Source organism: bacterium, from assembly GCA_026398675.1.
In the GTDB taxonomy this organism is placed as follows: domain Bacteria; phylum RBG-13-66-14; class RBG-13-66-14; order RBG-13-66-14; family RBG-13-66-14; genus RBG-13-66-14.
In genome coordinates this window covers 1-7965 of record JAPLSK010000122.1, presented here as the reverse complement: position 1 = coordinate 7965, position 7965 = coordinate 1, and the positions used below count along the sequence as shown (strand labels likewise).

Sequence of the window (7965 nt, the reverse complement as noted above, 5' to 3'; positions counted from 1 at the left end):
CCGCCCTACATCATCGCAATCCGACGAGCCTAGAGCGCGAAATCCGCCCCCAGGCGCAGGTTCAACGCGCCGTCCGAATAACCGTCCTCCCCCTCGGTCCCCACCTGGGAAAAAGACGCCTCCAGCCCCCAGCGCGGGTTTTTCCCGAACCCGGCCCCCAGCGAGTAAACCTGCCACAGCAGCCGCGCGGAGTCGTTATCCTTGACGGGATAAGCGGAGAGGAACGCCCCGAGGCTGAAGGAAAAATCCTCCGAGACGTCCCACGCGAGGCCGACCCGCCCCCGCAGGCCGTCGGCCAAGCGCGCGGCGTAGTCCTGCCCCTGCTCCCCCGTCAGCTCCGCCTCCGGCCCGAAGAAGTAGCCGCCCGCCGCCACCTCGAGCACCGACTTGAGCCCGCCCCGGTCCACGAGCGGCAACGCCAGCCAGAGGTCGGCCTCCCAGGGGAGCCCCGGCCCGCGGCCAAGCTCCGCCGGTCCCGATGCCCGGAGGCCGAAGCTCCAGCCGCCCTCGCCGTAGCGCAGCCCCAGCCGGGCGCGCCAGCCGAAAAGTTCCCCCTCCTCGGAGTCTCCGTCGAGCCCCTCGTAGCGCCAGCCGCCGTAAAGCCCCTCGGCCCCGAGGCCGAACCGCAGATTCCCCCCGTAACAGACCGCCCCGTTCAGCCCCCACAGGTCGCCGGAAAACGCCAGCCGCCGATCCCCCTCCTCCAGGGTGTAGGTGAAATCGCTCCGCCGTAGGGCGGCACCCGCGAAGCCCCAGCCTCCCGTCGCGAAGTTGCACGCCAGCCCGGCGCTCCCGAGACCGACCCCGCCCCCGTAGGCGTGGTCGCCGCCGTTCGTAACGGCGAATCGCTCCAGCCGCCCGCCCAAGGTCGCCGAAAGCTCCGCGCCTTCGGCGAGGCCCGCGGCGCTGGGGTCGTCGGCGGGGTCGCCGGTCACCGTCTCGGGGAGGGCCGATAGGTCCACCGGCTCGCCCAGGGCGTTGTAGGCCGCGGTCTGCCGGGCCGAGCCCTCGACGATGTAGTGGGCGCAGGAGGTGAAAAGGAGAAACACCAGGGCTGGAAAGATGAGCGCACGGCGCAACGGTCGCCTCCGGATCAATCGTACTCCACGGCGTCGCGGCGGTCCTCGGGCGGGGCGTCCAGCGGAAGGAGCTCCGCCGCTTCGGGGTCCAGGCTCCAGATGAGCGTGCGGCCGTCGGGGTCGGCGTCGTTCACCGCCAGCCACAGCCGCGACCCGTCCCAGGCCAGCCCCTCGGCGAAGCCCTCCGTAGCCGGGAGCGGGATCCGCCCCAATACCACGCCTGCCGTCGTCAGCTTGAGGATTCCGCGATAGGACAGGAGCCAGAGGTTTTTCCCGTCGTAGGCCAGCTCGCGGCCCTGGCCGACCACGTACTCCCCGCGCGGCTCCGCCTCGCCCAGCCGCCAGAGGTAAACCACGCCCAGCTCGTCCACCAGCCAGAAATCCTCCCCCACCCGGGCCAGCCCGGTCTGCCGCCAGGACGGGAGCTCGATGTACCAGCGCTCGCCGTAGGGCTCCCCCCAGTCCTCGACGGCCGCGAGGTCGGCGGTGTAGCGCCAGAGCTCGGCGCCGCTTCCGGCCAGCCAGAGGCGCTCCCCATCCCAGAAGGAGCCGGAGACGTCGAAGGGGGCGTCGCCGGCGGGCGAGAGGCTGCGCGTCCGGGGGTCGTAGCGGTAGAAGGCGCCCTGGCCGTGCTTCGTGAGAATCAACTCCCCTCCGACGAACTCCAGGCTGCCGACGAATTCGGTCAGGGCGGTCTCGGCCCGGAAGACCGAGTAGTCGTAGAGCCAGGGGTGCCAGGGCAGCCCCTCGGCCGGCTGGGGCGGAATGGCCGCCTGGGCCGCGAGGGCGGTGAGTAAAAGCGGGATTGTTAATTTAAACACACATCCTCCCGAGATGGCCTATATGGGGCGCGGCAGCACGGGTCAGTGTGAGGGCCGGTCCCCTCTCCCTTCCAGGGAGAGGCTCGCCTACGGGTTGGGGTGAGGGGTGAACTGCGGGGACTAACAAACGACCGGTCGTGAACACCCGCCCCTACGAGTGAGGCGTGAATCCCACATCAACCTCGTAGGGGCCGACCTTTAGGTCGGCCCGTGGGCGGGTCGCCAGACCCACCCCTACGTCATCGCATCCCGCGGGGCACGGGCCACCATAGCCCCCTACCCCCTTTGGGGGGAGGCTCGCCTACGGGTTAGGGTGAGGGTCGGGGCTGGGAACGTAGATAACACGGCGGCCCGCAGAGGACTCATCCTACGGGTCGCCCCTACGTCATCGCGACCCGCCCCCCCGACGCCACCCTACAGCGCGATGGCCAGGCCCAGGGAGATGGTGTAGTAGCCGTAGAAGCCCCGCTCACCATGGATGTACTGGTCGCACGCGTGGAAGTTCAGCCCCAGCACGTCTCTGAAAGGGAGCAGCACGTCGGCGTAGAAGCCAAGGGTGAAGACCCACTCGTCCAGCTCGTCACCGGCGAATGAGCCGTCCAGCCGGGTCTCGCCCAGCATGAAGCCGGTGTAGTAGGCCACGGCTTCGTTGGAGCTCCCATAGCCCACCAGGCCCGCCAGGGTGTGCATCCCGAGCGCCTCACCCTCGGGTTTCAGCATCTCGCCCGTGGCGTAGCGGTAGGTGGCGCCAAGGTGCAAAAAGTCCGACAGCGGAAACCAGTTGAGCGTCAGGCCGAGCTCGGGGCCCAGGAATGAGTCGAAATCGAAGTTGGGGCCGACGTCGAATGTGAGCCAGAGGGGGAAGGGCGGCGTGCCGTAGCCGTACTCCACGTCGGCCGACGCCGGGGGGAGGAGTATCGCCGCCGCCAGCAGAACGAGCACCGACCGCATGGACGAACCTCACGAAGGGTTTCCCCATTATAGACGGCCGGGGGAAAAACGACCACTCAGGCATCGCTCGGATAACTCAGAAACGGAGCCTCGCCGGGCGGGTACACGATCACCCATGACTCCCCGCCCTGACCGGCGCACAGCCAGCCCGTCTCACCGGCGAAGGTCACAACCCGATACCAGGCATCGTCGCCGACCGTAGTCTCGCCGCAGACCAGGGCCTGGTCCCACTTTTTCAGCAGGCGGACCTTGTCGAAGCCGGCGCCCGGCCCGGCGCGCAGGTTCAGGCCGTCCGCGGTGATCACCAGCCACCGCTCCGGCACCTCCAGCACCGGCGCGGAGTCCAGGTCCAGCACCCAGACGAAATCCGTATTCAGACCCTTGATAAGAAGCTCGTTGGGGCGCCAGACCGCCGCCGCGCCCCGGACCTCGCCCCGAATCCGACCGTGGAGGCCCAGATTCCGCGTCGCGGGCCAATCGATTTCCAGAGCGCCGTCCTCGAGGGCGTACACCGGCGGGTGCCCGGAGTCGGGCATCGGCAGCCAGCGGTCGCGCGTCCCGTCGGGCAGGACGTGCACCAGCCCCAGGAGGAAATCGTCGTAGACCCAGAAGCCGGTCTCATCGGCGGCGATGAAACCGAAGAGCGAATCGGTTTTCCAGACCTCGATCGGCAGCTCCTCCGCAACCCGCATGTCGGCGCCGTCGAAGTCGAGACGGACGATGGGCCCGGGCTCATCCGGGTTTTCCGGTTCGACCCAGCCGTACAGGTCCCCGCCGAAGACCGTCAGGTCGGCCAGGGGACGCTCGCACCCGCCCACGTATCGGGCGGCGTCTTCGCCGGGACGGTAGGTGGCGAGGTTCCCGCCGGAGCAGACGAGGAGCTCCCCCTCCCGGGGGATCATCGTTCTCCCCCCAAAATCGGTCCCCGGAAAGCCTTCCACGACGCGGTAGAACAGCTCGCCGACCGGGCCGAGCTCGACGTGCGCGACCCCCTCGGGGACGACCTCCGCATACTTGTCACCCCGCCCCAGATACCACAGCTCGTCCCCGACCCAGGCCAGGTCGTTGACGATGAAGGGGACCGGGACGGGATAAACGTCGTAGAACGGTTGCCACCATCGTTCCACGGTCTGAACCCCGTCCTCGAAGACCGAGTAGACCCACGACAGGTCCGCCATCGAGACCGTCAGGCAGAGCGTCAATAGAGCGATAACGACACCGACCTTCACCGCGACCTCCCCCTTCAATCCTTCCGCCCCGTTTAACGTCGGTACCGAACCGCCTATCCCTGCAACTCGCCCAACTCATCCGGGGGCGGCACCGCGTCGTCGCCGCCGCCGCGCTTGCGGGTTATGAACTCCTTGAACCCGGCCACCACCAGCTTGACCTCCTCCGCCTTGAACAGACCCAGGACCTTCAACAGGACCACGAAGAGCCCCAGCGCCCCCACCCGGCCGATGAGTCCCCACCAGCCGAAGGGCAGAAGCGTCGTCCCCAGCCAGAGCACCGTCGCCAGGAGCACGACCTTGACCACCACTCCCAGGTCGTAGTCAATGTGGTACTCGCGCTGGGAGAAGATGTAGTGGGCAACGGCCATGAGGCCGAAGCTCAAGAGTGTGGCCACCGCCGCCCCCATCACCCCCCAAAAGGGGATCATGAGGAAGTTCAGGCCGATGTTCGCCACCACGCCGACGGTCGCCGTGTAGGCCTGGTACTTGGACTTGTGCACCACCGAGGTGCCGACGGTGAAGACGATGTAAAGGCCGTAGAAGCAGTGCGAGAGGCCGAGGATGAAGACCGAGCTCCAGGCGCTGTAGAAGGGCCAGGTCGCCATGAGCCGCACTATCTCCGGCGACATCACCCCCACGGCGAAGCAGAGCCCCACGGACAGGAGGGTGAAAAGCGTCAGCACCGCCCGGTAAACCTGCTTGGCCTCGGGCTGGTGGTAGACGCTGAACATCAACGGACCCCAGGCGAAGATGAAGGGCTGGATGAGGCCCATGCGCACGATGAGGGAGAACTTGTACGCCAGGTCGTAGAGGCCCACGTCCACGAGGGTGGGCAGGGCGCCCGCCAGGACGTCGCCGGTCTTGGTGACCATCTCCCCGAGCCCTTTCTGGGCCACGAGGGCGAACTTGGTCACCGGGGCCACCAGCCGCAGGACGTAGCGGTCGGCCATGGTCAGCACCCATCCCGCCAGCCCCGCCGGAATCAGCGGCAGACCGAAGCTCGCCAGCCGCTTCAACTGGTCCCAGGAAAGCCGCGGCCGCATGTTGCGGAAGGTTATGACGAGGAAAACCGGGATGAGCACCAGGGCGGAGTAGAACTGGGCCTGGACGATGCCCAGCGGCCCGGCCTCCAAAATCACCACGAACAGGATGTTGAACCCCATCACCAGGGCGAACCGAATGACGTTCAGGATGGAGAAAAGGCCCGGCCGCTCCTTGGCCCGGATGATGGACAGCGGCACGACCCGGATCATCACCAGGAGCTGCGAGGCGGTGGCGAACTGGAAGTAGACCGTGTAGTCCCGGGTGCCGAAGAAAAGGTCGGAGAGGTCGTCGGAGAAGGGGTAGGTGAGGGCGAAGATGGCGCCGGCGGCCACGAGCTGGAAGAGGAAGGTGGTGGTGACCAGGGTGCGCCGTGACTCCTCGTCCTTCTCCTCAAAGTAGACCTTGAAGAGGGCGCTGTCCACGCCCATCCGCATCACTATTTCCAGCACGGTGATGTAGATCATCACCATGGCCACGACGCCGTAGTCGTTGGGGGAGAGGTAGCGGGTGTAGACGGGGATTAAAAGAAAGCCCACGGCGTGGGAAATGAGGCCGCCGAGGCCGTAGATGACGGTGTGCTTGAAGGTTTTCTTCAGGTGCTCGAGCACGGAGCCGCCCCGCCGCGTCGGAAGTACCGCCAAAGGGTAGCATAAATCGGTTCCGTCGGACGAGTCCCCCGCGGACCGCCGCGATTCACCTTCACCTCGGCCTACGCGTTGCCGATTGAACTTACGTAGGGCGGGGATTCGCTTCGCGTTACTTCGTTTCCTATCCCCGCCGCGTATTACTTCGGTTGCGTTGACGTAGGGCGGCCCCGTAGGACGAGTCCTCTGCAGGCCGCCGTCTGGCCTACCAATCCTGGCCCTCACCTACCCGTGTCTCGCGGATAGCATTGACGTAGGGGCGGGTCTTTAGACACGCCCTTTGCATGTCCCCTCTCCCCTCTGGGGAGAGGGTTAGGGTGAGGGGTGCGATGACGTAGGGGTGGATCTTGCGACCCACCCGCAGGCCGACCTTCAGGTCGGTCCCTACGAGGGGAGCGCGTGATTCACGCCCATCCAATTGTAATGACGTAGGACGGGGATTTGCCATGTGCATAGCTCGCTACGCTCGGTTCGCTTCGCGTTACTTCGTTTCCTATACCCGCCGCTTTCACCCCCCTCCCTAGCCCTCCCCCCAGAGGGGGGAGGAGACATGTTGCAACCCTACCCCGCCGGTATCCCGCAGGACGATTCCCCCGCCGACCGACCGACCCCCTTTTCATATGTTAAAATTCACCCGCTCGTAACCCGCGAGGTGAGCGCATGGACTACCTCCTGACCCCGGAACAGACCGAGATGCGGAACCTGGCGCGGCGGATCGCCGATGAGAAGATCCGCCCCGTCGCCGCCGAGTACGACATCCGGCAGGAGTTCCCCTGGCCCATCGTCAAAATCTTCGCCCAGACCGATCTCTTCCGCACCTTCATCCCGGTGGAGTATGAAGGTCTCGGCGGCGGCATCCTCGAGCTGGCCCTCATCACCGAGGAGCTCAGCCGGGGCTGCGGGGGCATCGCCCTGGCCCTGGCCGGCACCGCCCTGGGCGCTTACCCCATCATCCTCTTCGGCACCGAGGAGCAGAAAAGGAGGCTCCTTCCCTCGGTGGCCGCCGGGGAAAAGCTCTGCGCATTCGCCCTCACCGAGCCCGAGGCCGGCTCCGACGCCGGTGCCCAGAAGACCACGGCCAAAAGGGTCAAGGGCGGCTACCTCCTCAACGGCACCAAGCAGTGGATAACCAACGGCGGCGAGGCGAAGATATACACCGTCATCGCCATCACCGACCGCGCCAAGGGCTCCCGCGGCATCTCCGCTTTCATCGTCGAAGACGGGACCGAGGGTTTCAACTACGGGAAGAAGGAGGACAAGATGGGCATCCGCGCCTCCTCGACCCGCGAGCTCTCCTTCACCGACTGCTTCATCCCCGGGGAGAGCATCCTCGGCCGAGAGGGCATGGGGTTCTCCATCGCCATGCGGACGCTGGACCGGACACGGCCCGGAGTGGCCGCCCAGGCGGTGGGCATCGCCCAGGCCGCCCTCGATCTGGCCCTGAGTTACGCTCACCAGCGGATCCAGTTCGGCAAGCCCATCTCCAGCTTCCAGTCCATCCAGAACATGCTGGCGGATATGGCCACGGATATAGAAGCGGCGCGGGCGCTTATCTACCAAGCAGCCCGCCACATAGACTCCGGAGCCAAAGACATCTCCAAGGTCAGCGCCATGTCCAAGCTCTTCGCCTCCGACGTCGCCATGCGGGTCACCACCGACGCGGTGCAGATTCTCGGCGGCTACGGCTACATGAAGGACTACCCGGCGGAAAAGCTCATGCGCGACGCCAAGATAACCCAAATCTACGAGGGCACGAACCAAATTCAGCGACTGGTCATCGCCACCAGCATGATCAAGGAGCTGGTATCCAGGAAGTAGTTCCGTACAACCGGTTCGACGTTTAAGTAAAGCGAAGCGGCACTGAACCGAATGGCCCACGCCATTCGTATCGGCCCCATTCGACCGGAACGTTCGATCATGCCGTCCTTCCAGCGCCGCGCCGACGGTACGCGCTGAGCGCATAAACGAAAAATCCTCTCCCACGGTAACGACGGTATCCGGTGATAGCGAAGTAACGACCCCACCGCATCCCGTGACCTGAACGGTTAAAAGACCACAACCCTTGCTGGGCAACAGTAGTTGCACTATTCACTGACACGATTTGTCAGATGGTGAACAAAATTTGAAGTGCTTAATGAAAATCAAATGATCTGCACTGCCCAGGTTGTTATTTGAAAAATTAAAAAAGAAAAGAGGA

At 65.6% G+C, this 7965-nt stretch carries 6 protein-coding genes; 1 reads left to right on the top strand and 5 read right to left on the bottom strand.

Translation table 11 applies throughout. The features are described 5' to 3' along the window. Positions 1–29: 29 nt before the first annotated feature. From NTW26_03035 to NTW26_03015, 5 genes are all read right to left on the bottom strand, one after another. Positions 30–1079, bottom strand: a complete 1050-nt coding sequence (locus tag NTW26_03035; protein MCX7021248.1) for a hypothetical protein — start codon at positions 1077–1079, stop codon at positions 30–32. Between the two features lie 14 nt (positions 1080–1093). Then, complete coding sequence (locus NTW26_03030; protein ID MCX7021247.1) at positions 1094–1900, bottom strand: hypothetical protein; 807 nt, start codon at positions 1898–1900, stop codon at positions 1094–1096. Between the two features lie 414 nt (positions 1901–2314). After that, complete coding sequence (locus tag NTW26_03025) at positions 2315–2851, bottom strand: hypothetical protein (protein ID MCX7021246.1); 537 nt, start codon at positions 2849–2851, stop codon at positions 2315–2317. Positions 2852–2907: 56 nt separating this feature from the next. After that, entirely contained in the window at positions 2908–4080 is a 1173-nt protein-coding gene (locus NTW26_03020) for an SH3 domain-containing protein (GenBank protein MCX7021245.1), read from the bottom strand. Between the two features lie 53 nt (positions 4081–4133). Then, positions 4134–5732, bottom strand: coding sequence for an oligosaccharide flippase family protein (locus tag NTW26_03015; protein ID MCX7021244.1), 1599 nt, complete (start codon positions 5730–5732; stop codon positions 4134–4136). Between the two features lie 696 nt (positions 5733–6428). Between NTW26_03015 and NTW26_03010 the strand changes: the two genes are divergently transcribed. Then, the gene (locus NTW26_03010) at positions 6429–7586 is read left to right on the top strand and encodes an acyl-CoA dehydrogenase family protein (GenBank protein MCX7021243.1); all 1158 of its coding nucleotides are present in this window, start codon (positions 6429–6431) and stop codon (positions 7584–7586) included. Positions 7587–7965: the final 379 nt, after the last annotated feature.

What these genes read in the sequence shown, in the direction of transcription:
- NTW26_03025 (MCX7021246.1), bottom strand. Translation starts at nt 2,851, where the DNA reads ATGCGGTCGGTGCTCGTTCTGCTGGCGGCGGCGATACTCCTCCCCCCG.
- NTW26_03010 (MCX7021243.1), top strand. Translation starts at nt 6,429, where the DNA reads ATGGACTACCTCCTGACCCCGGAACAGACCGAGATGCGGAACCTGGCG.